Raw genomic sequence first — 24,040 nt, forward strand, 5'->3', positions numbered from 1 at the left:
CAATTTCCTGATTTTAAATAAGACCGTGCTTGTACCTACCTTCAATGACGAAAACGACCGGACAGCCCTGAATATCTTGTCCGATTGTTTCCCTGACAGAAAAGTGATCGGTATAAGCTGTATCGATTTTATTTGGGGATTTGGAACGTTGCATTGTTTGAGTCAGCAGATTCCCCGCTAAGACAGACTTGAAACTATAATTTAGGATTGCCGATTTTTGACGAAAACCATCTCTCTTGGAATATAGATGGTGCACAATCCCTAATTTGGAGGTAATTTTCTTCTCATTGGCATACAGGATATTTTACTAACCTTGTGCGACAGGTCATTTTCTTAACCTGAGCCGAACGGTACCTTCTTTATACGGAAAAACAGTTCACTTTCTTTCCCCGGGCCGATAGCTCTCCTCCGCCCTCTTCAGCACATCTTCTTTGTAATAAGCTACTTCCTTCCAATCTGCGTTGGCATAGCGTTCGATTTGGTCGTCGAAATGCGGGGATGTCGGGTCGCCACTCTGCCCGCCTGCCAAGATGCTTTTGGCCTTTACCCTCTCGCCGAACTCGACCACGGCGGCAAAGCTGTTGCCTCGGGTGCCGTAGATTTTTTTGGTGTCATTGTCGTAGCTGATGCCGTAAGCCGCCAAAGCGCCCCAGCGGCCTGATGCTAAACCGATCGGTCTACTAGGTTTGCTGTCGTCAAAAGCTTGACGGATATCCCCGTTCAAGCGTTGGTAGCGGTTGACCTCTCCCCACGGAATATTCCACGTGCCAAAATCGGTCGTCAATCGATCGATGACCTGTTCAAAAATCCGTAAACTTTCATTCGAATTTTGGCCTAGCCAGATAAAGGATTCCATATCGCTAAGGTCATCCGGCCGTTCGGCTTCCCTGCCCATTGCGGTACCATAAAACTGTGCCAAGGTCATGGCGACAGATTCCGCCGAAGTTCTGTAGTCCCATTTCCCCAGTATCTCGATAGCTTCCCGAAGTTCAGGGTTTTTATCGTCATGCCTATTGTAGGCCTTGACCAAACCGGGAATCAAGGCTTTGAACGCCGGTAAATAGGGGTCGTGGGCCAGCCGCATCAGACTATCCAAAGTATATCCCTTTCTATCTTTAAGGAGTTCTATGGCATGAACCCCCCGAAAATTCTCTCGGTCGACGGACATATAATTCGGATAATTTTCTTCCTTCGGACTGAATTCCAGCGCGGCAGTATAAGGCGTGGAATTGCAATTCTGCAACCATCCGTTTTCGGGGTTTAATAATAGGATATTCTCATCGACCGTATGCAGGCCTTGCCAATCGGTTTTGGGGTTACTGCCATCGACCGGTTTCGAATAGTCGAAAATCGTATCCCGTTTCGGGATAAAATTTCCGTGGAAATAGGCGATATTTCCCTCGGCATCGGCATATACGGTGTTGTTACTGGAATTTGTTCGTATATCCATCATTTTGCGGAAACCTTTGTAACCCTCCTGTTTTGAGCGGATAAAGGATTGTTCCAAGGCCTTGGGTGGTTCCCACATCATGGCGGAAGCCGTCCATTGGCCGTCTTCGAGTTGGGTTATCGGGCCTTGATGGGTGCGGTATGCAGGGAAGGTCCTTTCTTTTAGGCTGTCCCCATCCGTATATTTTAAAACGATTTCGGAAGTTTCCACGGGGCGTAGTTCCTCTCCATATTGATACATCAACTTTCCGTCGATGTTCAGTATCGTTTCCTTGAACTCATCGATAATATCGGTATACGTGCTGGTATGCATCCAACCCGTTTTTTCGTTGAAACCTTGATAAATGAAAAACTGGCCCCATGTGACCGCTCCATAGGCATTGAGGCCTTCTTCGGAAACCGCATGTACTTCCCCTCGAAAATAAAAGGAAGTATGCGGATTGATCAACAGCATCGCATCACCGGATTGCGTCAGCTTCCCAGAAATCGCAATGCCATTGGAACCTTGGGGTTCGGATTCCTCTTTCTGTTTTTCGGCCTTGTCGCCCTTTGAATTGACTTTTCTGGCATTGGCCTTATCCGCCTTAGCATCTTTCGCTTTGCCCTCTTTCATTTTAATAATCTCTGCCTTCGTTTTCTTGGTTTTGATTTTTTTGGCATCCCTTTTCCCGGCATCCATTTTCTCGGCTTCGGGAATTTCCATCCCACTTTCATAAAACGCCTTGATTTTTTCCGTAGAAATCCGCTCGATGTCGCCGCCGATCGAACCTTCGCTAAAGTACATCGGCATCCAAGGTTCGAAATGGGTCAAAAGTTTGGGTTGTATTTCGGGATGGGTGTGCAGGTAATAGTTGACACCATTCGCAAAAGCATCACAAAGTTTTTTCAACCACTCCGGACTCTTCTTATAATTTGTTTTGGCCTCCTCCTCGGTCATAAAAAGCTTGGCCCTCAAATCGCTGAAAAGGGCTTCTTCGCCTTCCATCTCGGCCAATCGCCCGGTTGCCCAGATATAATTTTGTTCCACTCGGTTGAAGTCATCCTCACATTGGGCGTATAGCAAACCGAAAACAGCATCGGCATCGGTTTTCCCGTAGACATGTGGAATTCCAAAATCATCGCGGATGATGTTTACGTTTTCAGCTTGGGTCTGCCAACGACCCAATTCTTTCTCGGACTGTGCAGCCACAGCTATGGAAAATAGTGCGGCGATTACAAAATAGGATAGCTTGTCGAACATACGATATAAACTTTATGCCGTGAATGTAGCAACTTTTGGTAAAACTTTCGGTTGTAATTTGTCCTTTTACTTTCCATTGGGTATACCCTTATTTCAAGTACCTTGCAGATTCTTTCAAAAAACTGCTATGCCCGAACAAAAAGTGAGTATTCTTACCGCCTTTAAGACCATTATATGGCCAAGGCGCAGATTGGTATTTATCGGCCTTTTATTGATCGTGATCAGTAAAGCGGCCAGTTTTGTCACACCCATTGCCTCAAAATATCTGATCGACGAGGTTATCGCCAAAAAGAATATTCAAATGCTCAAGCTTCTCGTCGCGGGGGTCATTATTGCTATTTTGGTACAATCGGTCACTTCGTTTTTGCTGACCAAGATCTTGAGCGTTCAGGCCCAATACATGATTTCGGAACTGCGCGCCGATGTACAGAAGAAAGTCCTCTCCCTGCCCATACGATTTTTCGACAATACGAAATCAGGCAATCTCGTTTCGCGAATTATGAACGATGTGGAAGGGATCCGTAACCTGATCGGCACGGGGCTGGTGCAGTTGGTCGGGGGAACCGTTACCGCTATAGTCTCCCTCATTCTGTTGCTGCGCATCAGTCCGGCTATGACGCTTTTTACCTTTATTCCACTGGCCATTTTCTCCTTTATTGCCCTAAAAGCGTTCAAGATCATCCGCCCTATTTTTCGCAAACGTGGGAAAATAAACGCGGAGGTCACCGGACGCTTGACGGAAACCTTGGGGGGCATTCGTGTAATCAAAGGCTTTAACGCCGAGGCACAGGAGAGCCGTATTTTTGAGGATGGCGTAGAGGAACTGTTTCAGAATGTCAAGAAAAGTCTGACCACAACGGCCTTTATGACCAGTTCGGCCACTTTTCTTATCGGAATCGCAACTACGGGCGTGATGGGTTTTGGGGGATATAAAATTATTCAGGGTACGCTTACCATCGGTGACCTTTTGATGTTCACAGTTCTCTTGGGCCTGATGGTTGCCCCTATCGTACAAATGAGCAATATTGGCAGCCAATTGACCGAGGCCTTGGCAGGACTGGACCGTACCGAAGAACTTATGAACATGACACCGGAAGCCGATGAGGCCCAACGTACCAATGTGCTCGGTGAAGTAAGGGGCGATATGGCCTTTCATGACGTTTCGTTTGCTTATGAGGAGGATAAAGAGGTATTGCACAATATTAGTTTCGAGGCCGATTCCGGTTCGGTCGTAGCCCTTGTAGGAAGTTCCGGTTCGGGGAAAACGACCATTGCAGGATTGGCCGCCAGCTTTTTAAATCCGGATTCAGGGAAAGTGACCATTGACGGAAAAGACCTATCCAAAGTGGACCTCAACAGTTTCCGCCAATATCTAGGCGTTGTTTTACAGGATGATTTTCTGTTCGAAGGAACCATTCGACAAAACATACTCTTCCCACGGCCGGACGCCTCTGAAGAAAGATTGCAACAAGCGGTCAAGGCCGCCTACGTCGATGAGTTCACCGACCGCTTCGATGAAGGGTTGGACACCTTGATCGGAGAACGTGGCATCAAACTCTCCGGCGGGCAGCGACAGCGTATTGCCATCGCAAGGGCGGTCTTGGCCAATCCGAAAATCCTTATCCTGGACGAAGCTACCTCCAATTTGGATACCGAGAGTGAGGCATTGGTCCAAAAAAGTTTGGCCGAATTGACCAAAGGACGGACGACCTTTGTTATCGCCCACCGTTTGAGCACCATACGAAAGGCAGACCAAATCTTGGTCATCGAAAACGGTAGGATTGCGGAGCGGGGTACACATGATGAGTTGATAGCTTCCGAGGGGCGCTATTACAATCTGTTTACGTATCAGGCAAGGATTTGAGGAAGCATCAAAAAAAAAGGAACCGTGCTGACACGGTTCCTTTCTTGAAATTGGTTTGGGTGTGACCCAAATTGATTTACATTTTTACTGCTCAACAGCATTTCCTTCTTCATCAAGGATAAGGGCACCTGAAGTACCATCCTCCAAAGAAACTTCTAACTTATAATGACCAGCTTCGTTCTTGGCGGCACTGTTTACAGTAGCGCCAGGATAGTTGGTTTCGATCATTGCAGTAACTGCTTCTGGAACCTCTTCCATGGCGATTTCAGAAAAATCGTCTTGTGCAACAGCTTCAGTAGCGGCATCTTGTGCCTCAGTAGCTTGCTCTTCTTGAGCAAATGCAGTTAAACTTCCTAATGCGAATACGGCTGTGATAAATACTTTTTTCATAATGTTCTAGATTTTAATTTGTAAGTTAAATTCTTTTCCACATATGAAAATATGATACCAGAAAACCCTATTATTTATAAAAAATTGGTTTCTAATGGTTTATAAATTTTATTGACTGACATACGCTGTGTAAATCTGTGAAATTGTTTATGAATTGGGTAAAGTTTTCACATTTTCAGCTTTCCGGGGCCAACTCCACTTCCAAACCGTCCAAATCTTCGGTCATGTGAATTTGACACCCCAACCGGCTATTGCTCTCAACATGAAAGGCTTCGGCCAACATAGCCTCTTCGTCATCCGATTTTTCAGGAAGTTGATGATTTGACCTCACATAGCACTGGCAGGAGGCGCACATGGCCATTCCGCCGCATATACCGATAGTACCTTCGGGAGCGAGTTCGTAGGAGCGAACGACTTCCATCAGGTTCATGTTCATATCGGTCGGGGCATCTATTTCGTGTATGAAGCCCTCGCGGTCGGTTATTTTTAACTTTATATCACTCATTTACTATCAAAATTGATTTACAGGATTTTGATTTACCATTTGAGGTCGCAAATTGCGCTTCAAGTTTTTCTATTTCGTTAATCTATCGCTTTGACCACTGCTTTGGGTGCCTCCTTTTTAGAACCATCAAATCCGGTCACCCCGCCCACCGTGGTATATTTCATTACATATCTTTTATCGGGATGGATACGTTGATAGGCACTCTGGCACATCAGGGTCGCTTCATGGAAACCGCAAAGAATCAGTTTCAGTTTTCCGGGATACGTGTTGACATCGCCGATGGCATACATACCGGGAACATTGGTCTGATAATCGAAAGTGTCTACTTTGATGGCGTTCTTTTCGATATCGAGGCCCCAATCGGCAATTGGGCCCAGTTTGGGCGATAATCCGAATAATGGGATGAAGTGATCTACTGCTATCTCTATATCCTCTACCGCAGTGGTATTCTTTCGAACGGTTACCGATTGCAATTTTTCATCACCTTTCAGTGATGTAACCTCGCCAGGGGTTATCAGGCGTATTCTACCTTGATTTTTTAAGGCTTGTACTTTTTCTACCGAATCCAAAGCCCCGCGGAATTCCTTTCTGCGATGTACAAGGGTTACTTCGGATGCTACATCCGCTAGAAAGATACTCCAATCCAAAGCGGAATCACCGCCACCTGCGATCAATACCTTTGTATCGCGATAGACCTCGGGATCCTTGATGATGTAGGCTATTCCATTATCCTCATATTTCTTCAAGTTTTCCAGTAAAGGCTTTCTGGGTTCGAAACTTCCCAATCCGCCGGCGATAGCGACAATGGGGGCTTGGTGCTTCGTACCCTTGTTCGTAGTCACTATAAAGGAACCATCCTCTTGCTTTTCAATAGTCTGGGCCCTTTCGCCCAAGGTAAAACCGGGGGCGAAGGATTTGATCTGTTCCATAAGATTGTCGACCAAATCGCCCGCCAGGATTTCGGAAAAACCTGGAATATCGTAAATGGGTTTTTTGGGATAGATTTCCGAGCACTGTCCGCCCGCTTGGGGCAGGGCATCGATCAAATGGCATTTTAACTGTAACAGGCCGGCTTCAAAAACGGCAAAAAGCCCGGTCGGGCCCGCACCGATAATCAATATATCAGTAGTAATCATTCAAAAATCATCTTTAAAAAATCGCCTGCCCATCATCATCTGCTGCCTTTGGAGAAGACCCCGTCCAAACAGTCCCTAAGCTACGGGTTGGCCTACGTTGACCACCTCTTCGATCTGGGGCGCATATTTTTTAATGGTCATCTCCACCCCGCTCTTTAGGGTCATCTGGTTGACCGTACAACCGATACAGTTCCCTTCCAACCTTACCTTTACCGAGTTTTCGTTATCTATGGAAATCAATGAAATATCACCCCCATCGCTTTGTAAAAAGGGGCGGATCTCATCCAAGGCCTTTTCTACGTTCATTGTTAGTTCTTCCGAAGTCATGAGTTCTTTCCTTTGACGGCGGAACATCCCGCCATTGTTGTTATTTTAATCGCTTCCGTCGGGGGAAGGCTTTTGTTTCGGCGTACCAGTTCCTGTACCGTATTCTTGGTCAATTGCTCGAAGGCGGCTTCAACGGGAGTCGCCGTTTGCAAGGCGGCCGGTCTTCCCACATCACCTGCTTCCCGTATACTCTGCACCAAGGGTATCTCTCCCAAAAACGGAACCCCGAGGTCTTCGGCCAGATGCTTTGCGCCTTCCTTTCCAAAGATATAGTATTTGTTGTCAGGAAGTTCCTCTGGTGTAAAATACGCCATATTCTCGACAATACCCAATACCGGCACGTTAATGGAATCTTGTTGGAACATGGCCACCCCTTTACGTGCATCGGCGAGCGCCACCTCTTGTGGTGTACTGACGATTACGGCTCCGGTTACCGGCATGGCCTGCATAATGCTCAAGTGGATGTCGCCCGTGCCCGGGGGAAGATCCAGCAGCATAAAATCAAGCTCGCCCCAATGGGCGTCGAAAATCATTTGATTGAGCGCCTTTGAGGCCATGGGTCCCCGCCAAATAACTGCTTGGTTGGGCTGGGTGAAAAATCCGATGGACAATAACTTGACGCCGTGACTTTCCACGGGCTTCATTTTAGATTTACCGTCGACATTGACAGCTTTGGGTTTTTCTTGGGTCACATCGAACATGGTCGGCATGGAGGGGCCGTAGATATCCGCATCCAAAAGCCCGACCTTAAAGCCCATTTTCGCCAAGGTCACCGCTAAGTTGGCCGTTACGGTAGATTTGCCGACACCGCCCTTACCGGAGGCTACGGCAATGATATTCTGGATACCCGGAATCGGTTTCCCCTTGATCTCGTTCGTCTTAGGTTTCGCCGTGGGAGCATCAACCTTGATATTAATCTTGATTTTCGCTTTCTCGTAGACTTCCCTATGGATAATCTTGAGGATTTCGACCTCTGTCCTCTTACGGGCCTGTAGGCTAGGGTTACCGATCGTGATATCGACCTCGACCTCATCCCCAAAAATCTGTATGTTCTTGACCGCCCCGCTTTCGACCATATTTTGCCCCTCGCCGGGTACGGTAATATTTTCCAACGCCTTTAAAACTGCCTGTTTTTCAATCTTCATATACGCTATCCCTAATTGACTTTTATGTAAAATCTTTCTAAATAGCAAAGATACGGTATCGGAGTGAGATGGTAAAAGGAAGGGGATTAAATCTGGTTATACCTTTCTCCCATCCAACAGGTTAATGGTTCGCTTACCATACCCCGCATTATTCTCGTTATGGGTCGCTTGAATAATTGTCACCCCTTCATCATTCAGTTCCTTGAACAACTCCATAATCTCTGTGCTTTGTTTGGAGTTCAGGTTGCCCGTGGGCTCATCGGCCAAGATCAGTTTCGGTTTGGAAATCAATGCCCGGGCGACCCCGACCAATTGTTGCTGTCCACCGCTAAGTTGGGTGGGGAACAGGTCTTTTTTACCTACGATACCGAAACGATCCAGCATATCGGCGACCATGGCCTTGCGCTCTGAACCTTTTACCTTTTTGTACAGCAGTGGCATTTCAAGGTTTTCGTAGACCGTTAGCTCGTCGATGAGATGATAGGCCTGAAAAACAAAACCGATGTACTGTTTGTAAAGGTTGGCGCGATGCTTTTCCTTGAGTTGGTGTACGGGTTCGTCCAGAAAGTTGTATTCCCCTTCATTAAAATCATCGAGCATACCGATGACGTTCAGCAAAGTGGATTTTCCCGATCCGGAAGGACCCATGATGGAAATGAACTCCCCCTCCTCGACTTCAAGGTTGATGTCTTTTAAAAGGAAGACCCGTTGGCCGCCCTGATGTACCCATTTGAAGATGTTGTTTAGTTGTAGTAGCATAATTAATTTTGAATTTGTCATTCCTGCAAATGCGGGAATCTGTTTAAATTATTCTCTTTTGGTTGATACCGTTATTTGTCAAGTTTTGTTTTCTAGCCAATATATTCTTTTTTTGTAGCTTTGAAGGTAAATACAATCGTATGTCGCTACTCGAAAAAATAACCCTTTAACCAGGAAAACGCTCCGGAAAACCCGGTATAAGGGGGATGCGAATAACCATAGGCGATATTCTCGGATATCTGGCATCCGGAATGAATATGGAAGAAATCCTTCAGAATTTTCCCTGTCTCGAAAAGGATGATATCTTGGCCAGTTTGAGCTATGCCGCACATAAGGTAAGGATTGAACTCTCTGCGTAGTCGAATGTAATCTCGATTGGATCCATTCTTTTGACAATGATAATGAAACGGGCATTTTGATTATTCTTTAGGTTTTTTATTAGCTAATTTATTACTCATCCCGCAGCGCATCCACAGGATTGTTTGTTGCCGCCCGAAAACTTTGCCAGCTTACGGTCAGCAATGCGATGACCAGGGCCGTGATTCCCGCCAGGGCGAATATCCACCAGCTCATTGTTGTTTTATAGGTGAAGCCTTCGAGCCATTTGCTCATGGCGTACCATGAAATCGGGACGGCGATGATGAACGCGATACCGACCCATTTGACAAAGTCTTGGTTCAGGAGTTGTAGGATTTGGGTTATGGATGCGCCGTTGACCTTTCGGATGCCGATTTCTTTTCTCCTTTGGATGCAAGTGTAAGAGGTCAGGCCGAAGAGGCCCATGGAAGCAATCAAAATGGCAAGGATGGTGAAAATCTGGAAGGCGGAAGCGAATTTTTTGTCCTCTTTATATTGGGCCTCGAAATTTTGATCTAAAAAGGTGTAATTGTAAGTGCTTTCGGGAAAGACCTGATGCCATGTTTTGTTCAATTGCTCTAGCGCCTCGGTCGTACTCGCAATGGTAGCGGCGGGTAGATCTAGTTTTACCAGAACGTTGCCAATACTTTTATTATGGGTGATGATCATAGGCTCAATAGGAGATTTCAATCCGAAATGATGGTAATCCTTGACCACCCCAGATATTGTAAAGTCCACATCCCAGAATTTCATGGTTTTTCCTACCAGGCTCTCCATATCGGAAACGCCCATTAAATGCGCCATTTTTTCGTTGATGACTATGTCATGGCCCTTCTCGCTCGCTGTTTGCCGAAACGCCCCGCCCGCCGCAAATTCCATACCCGTCACCTTAAAATAGTCGGGCTGTACCGCATAGTTGTACCACACCCTTGTTGTATCAATAGTACCATTTGGAAAAATCACACCGATATTCGAATTTAAATGTGAAAAATCATCGCCGGGATAGGTCTGCGCCAAGGCCACATCTTTCACAAAGGGGCTCTTTTTAAGTTCGTCCACCAAGGTTCCAAAATCGGCTTTCAAAAGGGAGTCCTTCTCTCTGTTCAATATTTGTCCGTCCAAGGCCACTAAATGATCCAGGTCGGCGCCGATGGGGCGGTTTTCCAGAAAACGAATCTGTTTGTTGGCCACGAAAGCGCCTGTCAATAAGGTTATGGTCACTAAAAACTGGCCGATGATCAAACCCCTTCGCAGGTTAATACTATTTGAGGAAGTACGTAGCTTTCCTCTAAGCACCTTTACCGCCTTATATTTGCTCAATACGAGAGCTGGATAAAAAGCCGATAAAAGTCCTCCAAAAAGTATAAAACCAAAATACGGTAAAAGGCCCTGTAGTAGTGTACTGTCCAATTGAAAATCCTGGCCGACAAAACGATTGAAAAGAGGGAGTACCAAATAGACAACAGCTATTGCCAAAACGATAGCAATAAAATTCAGCAATGCGGATTCCAAAAGGGACTGCACGATCAATTGTGGCCTTCTGGCACCGACCACTTTACGGACCCCGATTTCCTTGGCCCGTTCGAGGGATTTACTGGTGGAGAGATTCATATAGTTCATCCAAGAAAGCAGAATGGTAATAAAAGCGATAATGGCCAAAAGGCGAACGCTGTCGGCACTGCCGTTGGACTCGGCCTCGTAGGGTTTGTTGGAGGTTAAGTGGATATCCTCTATCGGTTCCAAATGGTGTCTTTCGTTGCCTAGCCCTTCGGGGTCAAGATCCATTACCTTCTGGTTAAGCAAATCGAAGTCGGTATTTTTGTCGACTTTTAAATAGGTATAATATTCGTTCTGGTTCCAGGTATATTTCCAATCCCGTTCGAATACCGGCCAGGTATAAAAGGTTTGGAACGAAACCAGAAAATCGTTTTTGATATGGGTGTTTTGAACCTCGCCTTCCATGACCCCGGTAACTTTAAAGGGAGTGTTGCCACCGGCAGCTATTTCCACGGTTTTGCCGATAGGGTCTTCGGGACCGAAAATCTTTTGAGCCAACGAAGCGGCAAGTACCATGGAATAGGGTTCGTTCAATGCGGTATTCAGGTCGCCCTTTTTCAACGTACGGTCAAAAATATTGAAGTAGCTAGGGTCGGCCAAGGCTCCCGTTTTATCGTCAAAAACGGTATTGTCGTGCAGCAAAACCAATCCTTTCACACGACGGATCCGAACAAAGTCCTCTATTTCCGGAAATTCCTCTTTAAGTGTGGGGCCGCTTACGATATAGGTATTGGCATCACCGGGAACGTATTTACCGCCCTCCAGATAATCCATAAACACGCGATATACGTTCTCCGAACCCTTAAATGTATCATAACTCCGCTCGTAGTTCACATACAACATAATCAGAACGAAAGAGGCAATACCAATGGCCAGTCCGATAATATTGATAAAGGAGTACAGCTTGTTCTTGAGCAGGTAGCGAGTTGCGATTTTTAGGAATAGTCTGTACATGTTGTTTCTTTTCTAAATTTGGTAATTCTTTTTTTGACAACCCTTTTTCACTCCGTCCGCAAACTTTTTGCCGGGTTCGTCGTCGCCACTTTCAAGGTCTGATAGCTTACGGTAAGCAAGGAGATAAGCAACAAGATGCCACCGGCGAAAAGGAACATCCACCATTGGATATCGATATGGAAGGCAAAACCTTGAATCCAATCGTTCATGACGTACCATGCCAAGGGAATTGCAATGAAAAGGGCAATGGCGACGAGTTTCACAAAATCCTTTGAAAGCAATTGAAACAGTCCCGCAATGTTGGCGCCCAATACTTTTCGTACGGCGATTTCCTTGATACGCTGGTGGGCGGTGAACATCGCCAGACCGAAAAGTCCCAAACAGGAAATGACGATGGCGAGAAAGGCGAATATACCTGCTAGTTTTTGTACTTTTTGTTCATCCTTATACCCTTTTTCAATGGTTTCGTCCAAGAAATTATAGGTGAACGGGAGTCCGCTGAACTGTCGATGTACTTTTTCCATGTGGGCCATGGCCTCCGCCGTTCTCCCGGGCATGGTCTTGACATAAAACATCACGGCCTCTGTGGGTCGACACCGTATGATCATGGGGCCGATAGGATTATGCAAGGATGCAAAATGGAAATTTTTGACGGTACCCACAATCTTACCGCCCTCGTCTCCCCAAAAACTCATGGACTTACCGATGGGGTTCTCCAAACCCATTGCCTTTACCGCTTCTTCGTTGACCAAATAATTCAGGGTATCGGTGGCGAATTTGGGTGAGAAACTGCGACCGTTCGTTACAGGAATATCCAGCATTTCCATGAGGTCAAAATCGACGGTTAGGACAGAGAACCATTTTTGCCCATCATCCGCGCTTTGACCTTCCCAAACAGGGTCGGAAGTAGTTCCGCCCGCGTCTATAAAATTACTACTGGCCAAACTTACCTGCTCGATTCCCGAAAAATTGGCAAATTCGGCCTTCATGGACTGCGATTTTAGATAGGTTTCATTATCCATATACATAAAAAGGATATTTTCTTTATCGAGTCCAAGGTTCTTGTTCTGTATATATTCGAGTTGCAGGTAGACCACTAAGGTACCCGTAATCATCACCATGCAAAGAAAGAACTGAAAAACGACCAGACCTTTTCGCAAAACGGTTTCGCCCTTATTGCCTTTCAGTTTTTCGTTGAGGGCATTGATGCTCTTAGATGAGGAAAGCGAAAAAGCGGGATACAGTCCCGAGAGCAATACGGTCGCCAAGGCTATTATCGCCAGAATACCGTAGAGACGGGGGTCGGAAAAATCGATGGTCAGCTCTTTTTCGGTAATGGCGTTGAACAGAGGCATGGAAATCAGGGCGAAAACTATGGCACACAATACCGATACGAGCACAAGAACAACGGATTCCATAAAAAATTGGCCCAACAAAGCATTTTTCCCTGCACCCAAAACTTTCTTTATACCGACCTCTTTGGAGCGTTGTACGGCCCTCGCCGTAGTTAGGTTGATAAAATTAAAACAGGCGATTAAAAGCGTAAACATCGCAATAATACCAAAAAGGATGATGTAATCAATCCTTCCGCCGACAGCCTTGCCGTTCTCGAACTTGGAATACAGATAACGGTCGTGCAATGGCTGTAAGGATAGCGTTCTCCATGGGTCTTCACCAGCTTCTCCGTGAATATTCTTTATTTTTTGGCCCAATACGTCGAGAGCGGTATGTTCGCCATGGAGGATATAGGTGGTCAGCCATGAATTTCCCCAGCTTTTGTTGTTCATTGGCAAGAAATTGTCCAAAGGCACCACGGCATCGAATTGTAAGGTGGACTGTCGGGGAATTTTTTCGAAAACGCCCGTTACCAAAAAGGGTTCGGCAGTTTCATCGAGCATCACATTTATCGTTTCACCCATAGCATTTCCCTTTGGGAAATAAATCAAGGCCATTTCGTCTGACAGCACGATACTTTTGAGATCGGTAAGGCAACTCTCAGTCTGTCCTTTTTTTAAAGGGAAGGAAAACATATCGAAAAAGCCGGTATCGGCTCCGATAACCTGGGCCCCTACCTTTTTTTCATCCACTTTTAGTATGGACTCCCTTGGCCCCGCACTTCTAACCACGGTTTCGATTTCCGGGATCTGTTCCGCTAGTGCTTCTGCAACGGGATATCCCGTCCCGCTCCAAGTGTCGATTTCGCCTTCCTCAGAGGTCACATTGGTCATTACCTGACTAATAGTATCCCCCTTAGCGTGAAAACGGTCTTTACCCAATTCATCGGAAATCCAGAGTGCAATCAATAGCGTACACCAAATGCCCAAGGCTAATCCGATAACATTGATTAAAGCAAAGCCCTTTCTTTTGCCAAGGCCTCTAAAAGCAATTTTGATGTGATTTTTAAACATGATTTCTATTGTTAACGGAACTCAAAGAACGATTTTCATGCCACTTCTATAAAATTTTGATATTCAGTATGTTAACACAAAAATAAATTAGAAACATACCTAAAGTGTAAAATATTTGGACAGCGAGTGTATAGAATATTTACATTGCTAAGGGGTATTTACATTGCATTTCAGACCTATGAAAAGAGACATAACCGGCTACTCCGTCCGCAAACTCTTCACCGGATTACGGTTCGCCGCCGCTATCGTTCGTATACTGATAATCCCCAGTGCAATCAATAGCATGGCGACGCCGCTGATTATAAAAACCCACCAACTCAATTCTGTTTTATAGGCAAAATCCTGTAACCAATTGTTCATGCCCCACCACGCAATTGGTGCAGCGATGGCAAAAGCGATGCCTACGAGAATCAAAAATTCTTTGCAGAGCAACAGGTTCAACTGTGCCAAGGTGGCGCCCAATATTTTTCGAATACCGATTTCTTTGGTGCGGCGTTCGGTGGTGTGGATGACGAGGCCGAGAAGGCCGAGGCAGCTGATGGCGATGGCGAGGCCGGTGGCACATGCCAATAGAACGGAGGTTTTTCGTTCTTGTTCGTAGAATTGTTTTACGGTGTCGTCCATAAAATTTATCTGGAATATCTCATCCGGATATATACTTTTCCAGGCATCTTCTATTTTTCCAATAGCTTTTGGCCAATTTTCAGTTTCATCGGCCCGAAACGAAAAGTGGACCGTACCGTGCTGATTGCCGCCCACAAAAGCCAATGGATCTATCTTTGACCTCAACGAACGCTGATTAAAATCTTCCATGACACCGACAATCGGAATATTCTTACTATTCGCTTTCACCGTCTGCCCGATGATATCCTGCGGATTCTTAAAGCCCAATAGCATCATGCAGGTTTCGTTGACCACATATTCGTTAATGGAGTCGTTCAAGGGCTTACGGCCCGCCAATAGTTCTATTCCGTACAGATCCAAATAGTTATTATCACCATAAAGCAGTTGCAATTGGGCATTGATCTCATTGTCCTTTGCGAAATACGTCACCGATCTGCCTGAATAACTTTGAGAGGCGGGCGGCCCACCTGCAAGGCTGATTTCCTCTATTTCTGGCAAGGCATCTATCGCATTTGCAAACCTTTGTCGTTTTACTTCGGAATCAATGAAGTATGGTGTGCGTATATAGGCAACGGACTCCGTTTTGATGCCCATATCCTTCTTCATCATAAAACTGATTTGCTTGCCAACTAGTAGGGTAGCGATGATAAAGATCTGGGCGATCACAAACTGAAAAATGGTAAGATACTTTCGTAGCGAACCTTTATCGCTTCCCGGTAAAATTTGATTCTTTAATACGGATACGGGTTTAAACTGGGAAAGCACTAGAGCGGGATAAAATCCGGAGAGCAGTGTGATTATTATAACTAAAAGGATGGCACCAATTACAAGCAACGGGCTCTTAAAAAGCTCCATACCAATATCGGGCGGCATAAAGTCGGAAAACAACCGGAACAGCCCGGAAGAAAAGAATAGCGACACTATTGCAGCGGCTAGGGTCAACAGCAAAGTCTCGCCCAAAAATTGGTAAATCAACTGTATTTTCGAACTCCCCAATGTTTTACGAATCCCGATCTCCTTGGCACGCCGGGTGGCCTGGGCGGTGTTCAGATTGATAAAGTTGATGCAGCCCAAAAACAGTAAAAAGAGTGCGATAATCGACAAACCAAGCATAACCTTGGCATCGGGTTCATGGTCGGTAGTGTCGAAAACAGCGTAATCATCATTGTTATGGAGTTGGGACAACGGTTGTAGATTAAAGGTTGTGATATGGCCCAAAGCGACTATCTCTTCGTTTTCATGTTCTTTGGCTATGCTGACCAGTTGGTCTTTTAGGTTTTGTATGTTCGTTTTCTTTTTGACCTTTATAAATAGTTGGGTGCCGGAACTCATACCATCCCAACTGTCGTTGTAAATATTACCGTCCATAGAGGTGTTAAGGGCGGTTTTCCGTGAAATGAACTCCTGAAAGGTGAAATCACTCCGCTCCTCGAAATCGGCAACGATACCGGTGATTTTTACATTTATGGAGTCGTTATAGGTGACCGTGCGACCCAAAATTTCCAGAACCGGGACATTTGGAAAATATTTTTTCGCCCTTTTTTCGGTCAATACGACCTCATTGGGGTTGTCGAGCACTCCTTTTGTAGAGCCTGCCAACCAATCGTATGTTAAAAGTTGAAAGTAATTTTTGTCGGCAAAAATGGCATTTTCGGGATTTCGAAACGTCTTTTCCGTATCCCCAATGCTAATTTTATCGAAGTATGCAACAAAAAACATACTGACGTTTTCCAATCCGGTTACTTCATTTTCAAGGGCATCGCCAAGCGGAACGGGAACCCCCCGAAAGTGGCCATCGCGTTCCGGAGATTTGGTGTCCGTCACAACCCGATAAATCCGCTCCCCATCCTCATGAAACTTATCAAACGTCAAATCATAATAAATCATCGCCCCGATGACAAATGCGGAACTCAGGCCAATCGAGAGCCCGACAATATTGATTAGGGAGAATGCCTTGTTTTTCCAGATGTTTCGGAAGGCGATTTTTAGATAGTTTCTGAACATGGTTCTCTTTTTTCTTTTAAGGACAAATGGCTTTCGAGGTCATTTCGACATCTTTGGGAACTGCCGTTATCCAGGGAACACCACTAATTTATGGGATTGAAATTGTAATTATGAACTCGATTTTCGTGCCATATATATAAAGAGCTAATAATCATTTGCTTATATATATAAACAGAACTGAAATACTATTTAAGTGTCAAATACTTGGACAGATACTGTATAGTATGTGGACAACTCCTAGGCATATTGATGCCGCTACAAGGCAACGAAACTAGCTAGGGTTCAACTTTTAAAACCCTCGTAGTGTCATTTCCGTAAGTTTGGTCATGAAACAATTCCTCTTTTTGTTCCTTTTTATTCCCAGCCTTGCGGTCGCTCAAAAAATAGATCACTTGGCATCTTTTCGCGACCTCAACGGCGATTCCTATTTTCGATTCAATTATGACAACGACTTTTTTGCCGCTACCGACAAGGATTATACACAAGGCTACAACTTGGAACTGGTAGCCCCCGTTCTCAAAAACAACCCACTCAACTTTTTTCTTTTGGACCCAAAAGCAACCGTTTCCAAATATGGTCTTTCCATTGAACATATAGGTTTTACCCCGGAACAGTATCAGCGCCCGGAAATCCAATTCGGTGACCGGCCGTTTGCCGCCGCAATTCTGCTCAAGAGCTTTTTGGTTGCGACCGATACGGCAAAAAAAACGAGAACAACGTCTTCCCTGAGTCTCGGCATCATCGGTCCCGGCGCCTTTGGCAGAGAAATGCAGACGGGCATCCATCGGCTCATAGACGACAAGGAACCTTTGGGCTGGCAGCATCAGATCGAAAACGATGTGGTGCTCAACTATCGTTTGGGCTATGAGAAAAGGGTATGGTCGTATAACCATCTATTTTCGTTACAGGCCCATGCGAACGCGCAGTTGGGAACCCTGTTCACACATGTATCCGCTGGGATAAGCAGCACTGTGGGACTTATCGACTCCCCATTTACAGGAGACAAAAAAGGTTTTCGACTCTATCTCTATGCACAGCCTACGCTAAAACTCGTAGGCTATGACGCGACCTTGCAAAGCGGTCTTTTCAATAGGAACAGCGCCTATACCATTTCCGCAGCTGCCGTGGAACGGTTAACGGCCCAATTCCATTTTGGCCTGGTACTTAAGACACGCACCCTGTACTTCGAATATACCCGCTCTTTGATTACACGGGAATTTGAAACCGGACATGCCTCGGCTTGGGGAGGGGTGAACATAGGGTTTACGTTTTAGACCCTCTTTCAAACGAATTCTGTTTATGAACCGACACAAACTTCCGTGGAGGGAGTAAAGATTGGTTTTACTTTTTAGAGACACTTTCAAACTAGTTCTATTTATGAACCGACACAACTTTCTACTGCTATCTATTTTTCTCCTCATCCGCGCCGCCTTTTTTATTGGTGGATTCTAAAAGTATTCGATTGCTCCATCTTCGGGTGTTCTGGATAGTATCAAAGGATTTATATTTTGTATTTTAAGGTAATATGGAAGAAATTGAATTAAATGTAAGTGACGATACCGCCAAAAGATGGCGTGCTGCCTCGAAAGAAGATAAACTACGGATTTCCTAAATCATGAACATTATTATCGCCAAGAAACTTATGGTCGATGCACCAAATAAATTCGAGAACTTTTTAAAGGAAATTGGAAAAACCATCGAAGAACGAGGACTTACCCCAGTTATTCTAGATAGAATTTTGGCCGAGGATGATTGACTTTTTAGAATTTATATTTTATAATCCTGTAAGGTTATGGAAAGTATCGAAATTAAGGTGGACATTGTAATCGCCAAAGAATGGCAGAATCTAACGCCTAAGTTACGCGCTCATTTGGAAAAGTCCTTTCAGCAGTAAATTAATGAGCTGGCCAAAAAAGTAAATTGTCCGATTTCGATAAATTGCTGAAAAGTATTAGTGAAGAGGTAAAGGCCAATGGGCTTACCGAAAAAATCCTACAGGAAATCCTGAACGAGGGGGGAATGAACTACCTCAAGGCAGAGCATCGGGGAATTCTAATAATTAAATTTTGTTTTAAGGCAAACGCCCCCTGCATCATTATTAGTGGCAACCATCCTACTCCGACCGCAAACTCTTCACCGGGTTCACAATCGCCGCTTTTATACTTTGATAGCTGACGGTCAGCACCGCTACCCCAATCGCCAATATTGCCGCGATGGCGAAAACGCCCCAGCCGATTTTCATTCGGAACGAGAAATCTTCGAGCCATTTGTTCATAACGTACCAGCCGACGGGCAAGGCGATGGCTATAGCGATTGCGACCAGTTTGAGAAAATCCGTAGTGAGCCTGTAGGTAATTTGGCCGACACTGGCTCCCAGCACTTTTCGCACACCGATTTCCTTAGTGCGTTTTTGGGCGTTGAAGGCGGCGAGACCGAACAGTCCCAAACAGGCTATTACGATGGATAGGATGGTAAAGAGGATAAAAATGCTTCCCAAACGCTGCTCGGCTTCATAGGTGCTGTTGAAAGAATCGTCCATGAAGGAATAGTTGAACGGTTGGCCGGGTGCAATTTCGTTCCAAATGCCTTCGATATCGGTGATGGTGTTCTTAAAATTTCCTGCTTTCAATTTTACGGCCAAGGTTCCTGTTGAAGGTCGCATAAAAAGGCCCAATGCGCCGATATTTTTCCGTAAAGTTTGGTAGTGAAAGTTTTTAACGACACCTATTATGGTGTAGAATACCTTTTCCTCTAGATCGGCATCCTCTGTAATACGCATTCCCAACGCTTCGTTTGGGGTAACACCTAAAACGGAGAGGGTAGCCTCGTTGATGATGACCACTGTGGAATCGGTGACAAACCGCTCGTCAAAATTTCGTCCGGCAATTAGTTGCATGTCAAGGGAAGGTAGATAATCCTCATCAACATCCCATTCCTGCATTTGAATGGCGTTCTCTTGATTCATGGCCCCTTCCTCAAAGAAGGAACTGTCAGATCGATACGAAGGTGTAGGAAGAAAACCGCTCATAGTCGCATTTTGTACCCCGCTTAATTTAAGCACCTCTTCTTTAAAGGTCTTTGTCTGATTGCCCGCTGCATAGGTGTCGTTGATCAGAACGATTTGATTTTTGGCATAACCAAGGTCTTTGCCCTGTATGAATTGTAACTGTTGAAAAACGACCAAGGTGGCCACGATTAGGAAAACCGAAATAGCGAATTGAAAGACGACTAACGTATTTCGAATGCGTCCCCCGCCTACTTTGGTTTGCCCGCCGCCTTTTAGGGTTTTTACGGGCATAAAACGGGACATAAAAAATGCGGGGTAACTTCCGGAGAAGAGGCCCAATACGACGGTTGCCGATATTAAAATCATCCAAAAAATAGGACTAACAAACGGAATGGCAACGGACTTTCCGGAAAGTTCATTGAAGAAAGGTAAGGCCAAAACAGCGATGACAACGGCCATAAGCAATGAAAGGAAAGAAACTAGGCCCGATTCCGTCAAGAATTGGCGCACCAAATCGGATTTATTAGATCCCAAAGTCTTTAGGATGCCGACTTCCTTGGACCGTTTAAGGGAATGGGCCGTAGAAAGATTCATAAAGTTTACGCTGGCGAGCATAATTAGAAAAATGCCGATAAACAACAGAATATACACGTTTTGGATACTACTGTTAGCACTTAGTTCTGTACTTCGGTTCGAATATAGATGTATGTCGGTCAACGGCATGGTATGGTAGCGAATATAATTACCGGAAGCTGAGAACGATTCCGCGGTCATCCCCGGAAAATACTTTTGCGCCCATGGCAGCATATATTTTTCGAGCATGCCCTGTAACTTTACCCCAAAGCTGTCAATATTCGCGCTGGGTATCAGTTTGACGAACGTGAAGAAGTTGTTGCTGCCCCATAGGTTTTCGCGCGACGCGGGGTTGCCTGCCATGGCCATAAAAACCGTATGGTCCCTTAAAAAGGAATTCTTTGGCAGGTCTTCTATAACTCCAGTTACGGTATAGGTATCGGTATTGTTCAACAAAAGGCTTTGGCCCAACGCACTCCGAGTTCCGAAATATCTTTCAGCAGCTGTTTTCGTAAGCACCAAAGTATTGGGCTCGGTCAGGGCAGTCTTGGCATCTCCAATGAGCAGAGCTATATCGAACATGTCAAAAAAAGTGGAATCGACAAAGGTTACGTGCATTTCTTTGGTATTGGTCTCCGTACCCGATTTTCGAATCAACATACTCCCCAGGTTCCGAAACCTAACCGTATTTTCCACTTCGGAATAATCCCTTTGCAATGCCCCGGCCATCGGAGGAGCGCTCTCGGCTGCCTTTATTTCCGCTCCGCCAAACTTGATATCAGCATCTATTCTGTAAATCCGATCGGCATCCGTGAACATTTTGTCGAAACTTAATTCGTCATGGATGTACAGTGAAATGAGCAACCCGCCGGCCATACCGATGGCAAGGCCGAACGTGTTCAGGAAAGTCAAGAAAGGTTGTTTCTTTAAACTTCTCCAAGCGATTTTTAGATGGTTTTTGAACATGATTTTAGTTTTTTGACTCGATTTCGTTACTGAACTAAATTCAGCATGAACTGATGATTTACTGTATTCTATGAATCCTCGCCTCCCCAATAATAATCCCTTTGTTGACCTTAGGATTACCTTCATAGGCAACGGAAGCCTCGCCATACGCGGTAATCTTCAGATCATCGCTAACTTTCAAGCGATAACTGCCCTCTCCGTAGGCAATTATTTTTGCCGATTTGCTCTCCACGCCCAAAGTATTGACCTTGGTCTCGCCATAGGCCGTTATTTTATGACGGTCTATAGTACCTTCCTTAAGCTCAAGATAACTTTGGCCGTATATGGTGGTCTTTAAGTTGCCCACGGTCACTTTATTGAGATATACTTGGGATGCGCCATAAATGGTCAAGTTGAACTTCTCGCCTTTTAAAGTGCTTTTGCAGACTATGTTTTCTTCGCCGCGAAGGGAGAGTTCTTCTAAATTTTTATAAGTCACGGTCGCCTTTATTACCGTCCCGTTATACATGGATTTCCGTTGTTCGTAGCCGTTTTCATTTGTTTTTTCGCTTTTGGTCACATCCCAAGCACCATCGAGGAAGAGGCGAAGGGTCTTGCCGTTGACCTCGATGTTGATTTTTTCTTCGGATACGCTACTACTTTCAATGGTCACGCTTTCGGAATCGCCCTGTTGAAAAACGACCTGCACATGCGGACTTACGATGACCTTGTCGAAGGTATCGACATTTAGGGGCTTTGTTTGGGCGAAACTGGTTTGGATGGCTAGAAAGGCGAATAGGATGGTGGGAATGGTTTTGATGCTTTTTGTTATTTTCATGGTTCTTGTTTTTGTAGACCTCACGGGTATTCTTCCTGCACTGAAAAAGCTCCGGTGGAAAGTCTACGACCTGTGAGATCTATGTTTGTTATTCTGTTCGTAAGCTTTTTACAGGATTGGCCGATGCCGATTTTACCGCTTGAATGCCCAATGTAAAGGATGTTATTAACAAAGCAATCAATCCTCCCAATGCAAACATCCACCATTGGATGGTGATGCTATAGGCAAAATCGGATAACCAAGCGTTCATGACGAACCATGCAATGGGAAAGGCAATCATGGCCCCAATACCCACCAATAGCACATAGTCTTTTGACAGCAATAGGATTATCCGGAATACGCCGGCGCCCAGTACTTTGCGGATGCCGATTTCCTTAATCCTTCTTTTGGCCATAAAGGATATTAATCCGAACAGGCCCAAACAGGAAATGAAAATGGTCAGAAGAGCAACGATATTGACCGTTTTTAAAATGCCCTCTATCAATCGGTATTGTGCGCCGACCATATCGGTTAAGAGTTCCTGTGAATAACCCCGGCGTGAAGCTATATTGTCGAAGGTATTAGAAATGATGTCCTCCACGGCTTTTTCGTTCCCCGGTAAGACCCGAACGGAGAGGAAACGCTGTGCGCCCAAGTTCTTCGTTTCTTGATAAAAATGTACCAAGGGTTCTACGGCGTACTGCATATCTTGGTAATGAAAATCTTCCATAACGCCTACCACCGGGAATCCCGCTGTGGAATCATCTTTATATTTCAATCTTTTTCCTTCGATGGAATTCCAGCCCAGGGCCTTCATGGCAGTTCGGTTAATGATGACCGGTTGGTCGTCGGCGTTATCCACATCCTTATTAAAATCCCTTCCCGTCACTAAGGGGATTTTAAGGGATTTTAGGTACCCGTCATCGGTATGGGCGCGACGCATATGTACATTGGTTTCCGTTTCGGCAACGTAAAACTGCGTGTAATTGAAATAATAGTCGGAAGGAATCGCTTCACTTGCCGAAACACTTTCAACACCCGGATCTGCATTTAACCGATCCAGCAAAGATTCAAAACTGGACGCAGCCGCATCCACATCCTTATAGTCCAAATCGATTTTGCCCACAATAACATTTTCTCTTTCAAAACCTAATGGCGCCTCTTTCATGTACCCGATCTGGCTGTTCAAAATGATGGCCACACAGATAAAAAGGATCGCTATGGAAAATTGTAGGATGATAAAGGAATTGCGAAGGAAGAAATTACTTTTGATAGACTCGATCTTTCCTTTGATTCCCGTGGAAATCGGTACGGAAATAAATCGAAGCGTCGGCAATATTCCCACCACCAAGGTAACCAACAGGCCCAAGCCAATGGCATACAGAACGACGGGATAATCATGGGCCACATCAAAGGATATTTTTCCAAAGTCGGCACCATAATTTTCGTTCAGACCGGGCAACAAAAGCCCAAGAAACAGTGCTCCGGAAATCAAGATGGACACAAAGACCAATATGCCGTTCTCCAAACAGAATTGAAAGATTACACTTCTCTTGCTACCACCCAATATCTTGCGCACCGCAATATCCTTGGTACGGCGAAACATCGTTGAGGTATTCAGGTTGAGCAAGTTGACCAAAACGATGAGCAGTACAAAAAAGGAGGCCGCGATCGAACCATTGATAATGGTCTTGACCACCGGAATGGCATCCATGCGCGCATCGGCATACGGCATGGCCTTGATCGAAGCGATGGTGCTTGGATCCGCATAATTCTTTTGTACCAACCCGTAAACCAGCTTTTCGAACTGGGCAATATCAACATCGGGCCGTAGCCTTAAATAGCTTGGGGTAAAACTATTGTCCCAACCGGAATTCGCTGTAAAACTCGGGTTATCCTTCAACAATTCGTTGGATAGTACGACACCCAAACGAAACGAAGAATATGGACTGATAGGCTCAAAAACACCCGTAACGGTC

General features: G+C 45.3%; 17 protein-coding genes and 1 pseudogene. 5 read left to right on the top strand and 13 right to left on the bottom strand.

Features of this window, described 5'->3' with window-relative positions:
* A partial coding sequence (locus ACEW8S_RS20175; RefSeq protein ID WP_373519908.1) for an agmatine deiminase family protein occupies window positions 1-181 on the top strand: 181 nt, incomplete at its 5' end.
* Window positions 182-376: 195 nt separating this feature from the next.
* On the opposite strand, the gene ACEW8S_RS20180 is transcribed toward ACEW8S_RS20175, so the two are convergent.
* Window positions 377-2,689, bottom strand: coding sequence for an acylase (locus ACEW8S_RS20180; protein ID WP_373519909.1), 2,313 nt, complete (start codon window positions 2,687-2,689; stop codon window positions 377-379).
* 127 nt (window positions 2,690-2,816) lie between these two features.
* On the opposite strand from ACEW8S_RS20180, the gene ACEW8S_RS20185 reads away from it, so the two are divergent.
* On the top strand, window positions 2,817-4,553 hold the full coding sequence (locus ACEW8S_RS20185) for an ABC transporter ATP-binding protein (protein WP_373519910.1): 1,737 nt from the start codon (window positions 2,817-2,819) through the stop codon (window positions 4,551-4,553).
* 84 nt (window positions 4,554-4,637) lie between these two features.
* On the opposite strand, the gene ACEW8S_RS20190 is transcribed toward ACEW8S_RS20185, so the two are convergent.
* From ACEW8S_RS20190 to ACEW8S_RS20215, 6 genes are all read right to left on the bottom strand, one after another.
* Window positions 4,638-4,943, bottom strand: coding sequence for a hypothetical protein (locus ACEW8S_RS20190; RefSeq protein ID WP_373519911.1), 306 nt, complete (start codon window positions 4,941-4,943; stop codon window positions 4,638-4,640).
* 175 nt (window positions 4,944-5,118) lie between these two features.
* Window positions 5,119-5,448 carry a 2Fe-2S iron-sulfur cluster-binding protein gene (locus ACEW8S_RS20195; RefSeq protein WP_373519912.1) on the bottom strand — a complete coding sequence of 110 codons (330 nt, stop codon included), beginning with the start codon at window positions 5,446-5,448 and terminating at the stop codon, window positions 5,119-5,121.
* Between the two features lie 77 nt (window positions 5,449-5,525).
* Window positions 5,526-6,584, bottom strand: a complete 1,059-nt coding sequence (locus ACEW8S_RS20200) for an NAD(P)/FAD-dependent oxidoreductase (RefSeq protein WP_373519913.1) — start codon at window positions 6,582-6,584, stop codon at window positions 5,526-5,528.
* Between the two features lie 75 nt (window positions 6,585-6,659).
* Window positions 6,660-6,911, bottom strand: a complete 252-nt coding sequence (locus tag ACEW8S_RS20205; RefSeq protein WP_091864684.1) for a NifU family protein — start codon at window positions 6,909-6,911, stop codon at window positions 6,660-6,662.
* Entirely contained in the window at window positions 6,908-8,056 is a 1,149-nt protein-coding gene (locus tag ACEW8S_RS20210) for an Mrp/NBP35 family ATP-binding protein (RefSeq protein WP_373519914.1), read from the bottom strand. Before ACEW8S_RS20210 ends, ACEW8S_RS20205 begins: the two co-directional genes overlap by 4 nt.
* 96 nt (window positions 8,057-8,152) lie before the next feature.
* Window positions 8,153-8,815: an ABC transporter ATP-binding protein gene (locus ACEW8S_RS20215; protein ID WP_373519915.1), complete on the bottom strand. Its 663-nt coding sequence runs from the start codon at window positions 8,813-8,815 to the stop codon at window positions 8,153-8,155.
* Window positions 8,816-8,997: 182 nt separating this feature from the next.
* Between ACEW8S_RS20215 and ACEW8S_RS20220 the strand changes: the two are divergent.
* Window positions 8,998-9,174 (top strand): annotated as a pseudogene (locus ACEW8S_RS20220) (DUF433 domain-containing protein); the annotation flags it as partial.
* Between the two features lie 91 nt (window positions 9,175-9,265).
* Here the strand turns inward: ACEW8S_RS20220 and ACEW8S_RS20225 are convergent.
* The 3 genes from ACEW8S_RS20225 to ACEW8S_RS20235 form a co-directional block, all read right to left on the bottom strand.
* A complete protein-coding gene (locus ACEW8S_RS20225) occupies window positions 9,266-11,683 on the bottom strand; it encodes an ABC transporter permease (protein ID WP_373519916.1) in 2,418 nt (805 codons plus the stop codon).
* A 47-nt stretch (window positions 11,684-11,730) separates the two neighbouring features.
* The gene (locus ACEW8S_RS20230; protein ID WP_373519917.1) at window positions 11,731-14,091 is read right to left on the bottom strand and encodes an FtsX-like permease family protein; all 2,361 of its coding nucleotides are present in this window, start codon (window positions 14,089-14,091) and stop codon (window positions 11,731-11,733) included.
* Window positions 14,092-14,289: 198 nt separating this feature from the next.
* Complete coding sequence (locus tag ACEW8S_RS20235) at window positions 14,290-16,719, bottom strand: ABC transporter permease (RefSeq protein ID WP_373519918.1); 2,430 nt, start codon at window positions 16,717-16,719, stop codon at window positions 14,290-14,292.
* A 326-nt stretch (window positions 16,720-17,045) separates the two neighbouring features.
* Between ACEW8S_RS20235 and ACEW8S_RS20240 the strand changes: the two genes are divergently transcribed.
* Window positions 17,046-17,993, top strand: a complete 948-nt coding sequence (locus ACEW8S_RS20240; RefSeq protein ID WP_373519919.1) for a lipid A deacylase LpxR family protein — start codon at window positions 17,046-17,048, stop codon at window positions 17,991-17,993.
* 341 nt (window positions 17,994-18,334) lie between these two features.
* Window positions 18,335-18,475: a hypothetical protein gene (locus tag ACEW8S_RS20245; RefSeq protein WP_373519920.1), complete on the top strand. Its 141-nt coding sequence runs from the start codon at window positions 18,335-18,337 to the stop codon at window positions 18,473-18,475.
* 357 nt (window positions 18,476-18,832) lie between these two features.
* Here ACEW8S_RS20245 and ACEW8S_RS20250 read toward each other — a convergent pair whose 3' ends face one another.
* The 3 genes from ACEW8S_RS20250 to ACEW8S_RS20260 all read right to left on the bottom strand — a co-directional run.
* On the bottom strand, window positions 18,833-21,265 hold the full coding sequence (locus tag ACEW8S_RS20250; protein ID WP_373519921.1) for an ABC transporter permease: 2,433 nt from the start codon (window positions 21,263-21,265) through the stop codon (window positions 18,833-18,835).
* A 58-nt stretch (window positions 21,266-21,323) separates the two neighbouring features.
* Complete coding sequence (locus ACEW8S_RS20255; protein WP_373519922.1) at window positions 21,324-22,082, bottom strand: head GIN domain-containing protein; 759 nt, start codon at window positions 22,080-22,082, stop codon at window positions 21,324-21,326.
* 88 nt (window positions 22,083-22,170) lie between these two features.
* Window positions 22,171-24,040 (bottom strand): FtsX-like permease family protein (locus tag ACEW8S_RS20260; RefSeq protein ID WP_373519923.1); only part of this gene is annotated, 1,870 nt, incomplete at its 5' end.

Source organism: Pricia sp., assembly GCF_041745955.1.
In the GTDB taxonomy this organism is placed as follows: domain Bacteria; phylum Bacteroidota; class Bacteroidia; order Flavobacteriales; family Flavobacteriaceae; genus Pricia.

Bases quoted from the DNA above. Each gene is read 5' to 3' on its own strand.
- ACEW8S_RS20180 (WP_373519909.1), bottom strand. From the start codon at position 2,689: ATGTTCGACAAGCTATCCTATTTTGTAATCGCCGCACTATTTTCCATA.
- ACEW8S_RS20215 (WP_373519915.1), bottom strand. From the start codon at position 8,815: ATGCTACTACAACTAAACAACATCTTCAAATGGGTACATCAGGGCGGC.
- ACEW8S_RS20245 (WP_373519920.1), top strand. From the start codon at position 18,335: ATGAACATTATTATCGCCAAGAAACTTATGGTCGATGCACCAAATAAA.
- ACEW8S_RS20240 (WP_373519919.1), top strand. From the start codon at position 17,046: ATGAAACAATTCCTCTTTTTGTTCCTTTTTATTCCCAGCCTTGCGGTC.
- ACEW8S_RS20200 (WP_373519913.1), bottom strand. From the start codon at position 6,584: ATGATTACTACTGATATATTGATTATCGGTGCGGGCCCGACCGGGCTT.
- ACEW8S_RS20195 (WP_373519912.1), bottom strand. From the start codon at position 5,448: ATGAGTGATATAAAGTTAAAAATAACCGACCGCGAGGGCTTCATACAC.
- ACEW8S_RS20205 (WP_091864684.1), bottom strand. From the start codon at position 6,911: ATGACTTCGGAAGAACTAACAATGAACGTAGAAAAGGCCTTGGATGAG.
- ACEW8S_RS20210 (WP_373519914.1), bottom strand. From the start codon at position 8,056: ATGAAGATTGAAAAACAGGCAGTTTTAAAGGCGTTGGAAAATATTACC.
- ACEW8S_RS20190 (WP_373519911.1), bottom strand. From the start codon at position 4,943: ATGAAAAAAGTATTTATCACAGCCGTATTCGCATTAGGAAGTTTAACT.
- ACEW8S_RS20230 (WP_373519917.1), bottom strand. From the start codon at position 14,091: ATGTTTAAAAATCACATCAAAATTGCTTTTAGAGGCCTTGGCAAAAGA.
- ACEW8S_RS20255 (WP_373519922.1), bottom strand. From the start codon at position 22,082: ATGAAAATAACAAAAAGCATCAAAACCATTCCCACCATCCTATTCGCC.
- ACEW8S_RS20185 (WP_373519910.1), top strand. From the start codon at position 2,817: ATGCCCGAACAAAAAGTGAGTATTCTTACCGCCTTTAAGACCATTATA.
- ACEW8S_RS20250 (WP_373519921.1), bottom strand. From the start codon at position 21,265: ATGTTCAAAAACCATCTAAAAATCGCTTGGAGAAGTTTAAAGAAACAA.
- ACEW8S_RS20225 (WP_373519916.1), bottom strand. From the start codon at position 11,683: ATGTACAGACTATTCCTAAAAATCGCAACTCGCTACCTGCTCAAGAAC.
- ACEW8S_RS20235 (WP_373519918.1), bottom strand. From the start codon at position 16,719: ATGTTCAGAAACTATCTAAAAATCGCCTTCCGAAACATCTGGAAAAAC.